The sequence below is a fragment of the Rothia nasimurium genome (assembly GCF_928382285.1).
Lineage (GTDB): Bacteria > Actinomycetota > Actinomycetes > Actinomycetales > Micrococcaceae > Rothia > Rothia nasimurium_E.
The window spans coordinates 1-1,313 of the sequence record NZ_CAKMSS010000021.1 but is presented as its reverse complement, the minus strand read 5'-3'; the positions used below and the strand labels follow the sequence as shown (position 1 = coordinate 1,313).

Here is a 1,313-nt window from a genome sequence, read left to right as displayed (position 1 = left end):
TGATATGTACTGGGTTTAGTTCCGACCCCGTACATTGGAAACAAACAAAAAAGAGCAAAGGAACTTCACCCATGCCCACCAAATACCCCCAAGAACTCAAAACAAGAGCCCTACGCCTACTGGCCGACCACCTCGAAAACAACCCCGACACAGGCATCTACACCGCCTGCCGAAACATCGGAGAACGCCTCGGCATCAGCCCTGAAACCTTACGAAAATGGCACAAACAAGCCGAAATCGATGCTGGTAACACCCCCGGCACCACCACTGATATGGCAGCCGAAAACCGACGCCTGCGCAAAGAAAACGCCGAGCTCAAGCGAACCAACGAGATTCTACGAACAGCATCAGCTTTTTTCGCGGCAGAACTCGACCGTCCAGCCCGATCATGATCCGCTATATCGATAGATATAGGAACCGTTTCGGGGTTGAGAACATCTGCACCGCACTACAAGAAAACCTCGCTGGTGGTTTCATCACCTCACGCGGCTACCGCGCCGCTAAGGCTCGTGTTCCTGCAGCACGTACTTTAAAGGACCAACTTCTGATTCCTGAACTGGTGAAAATCCATGAAGAGAATTATGGCGTGTATGGTGTGCGCAAGATGTGGCACGCCATGAGGCGTGCCGGCTGGGATATTGGTCGGGATCAGACCTACCGACTCATGAAAATAGCCGGTGTTGCTGGTGCTCATCGGGGTCGTAAACCTATGACCACCAGAGCGGCCACAGTGATTGATGACCGTCCTGATTTGGTTCAGCGCAACTTCACCGCTGATGCACCTAACAGACTCTGGGTAGCAGACTTCACCTATGTCAGAACCTATTCAGGTTTCTGCTATACGGCCTTCATTACTGATGTGTTTTCCCGGAAGGTTGTGGGTTGGGGTGTTTCTTCGACCATGCATACTCTGGGGATGCCTTTGACGGCGTTGAAGCAGGCGCTTTTTGAAGCGAAGAAGGGTGGCTCTGATCTAACGCAGATTGTGCATCATTCTGACCGTGGTTCGCAGTATATTGCGCAGGATTACACTGCTGGTTTGAAAGAACTAGGAGTGCAGTTATCAGTCGGTTCTACTGGTGATTCGTATGATAATGCTCTGGCTGAGAGTGTGAATGGTGCTTATAAGGCTGAGCTGGTGAGGAATCGCCTTTTTGCTTCAGTTGGTCAGTTGGAGGTTGAGACTGCGTCTTGGGTTGCTTGGTGGAATGCTGGTCGGTTGCATCAGAGTCTTGGTTATCGGACTCCGCAGGAGGTGGTTGATGGTGCTTTAGTGGTCTTATAATTGTCGGAACTAAAGCCAGTACATATCA

General features: G+C 51.0%; 1 protein-coding gene. It reads left to right on the top strand.

Annotated elements, in window-relative coordinates; all coding sequences use genetic code 11:
* The first annotated feature begins 71 nt into the window (after window positions 1-71).
* A protein-coding gene (locus tag L6758_RS10890; RefSeq protein WP_237206095.1) for an IS3 family transposase occupies window positions 72-1,285 on the top strand; the annotation gives its coding sequence in 2 pieces (ribosomal slippage) (window positions 72-351 and window positions 351-1,285; 1,215 coding nt in all).
* Window positions 1,286-1,313: the final 28 nt, after the last annotated feature.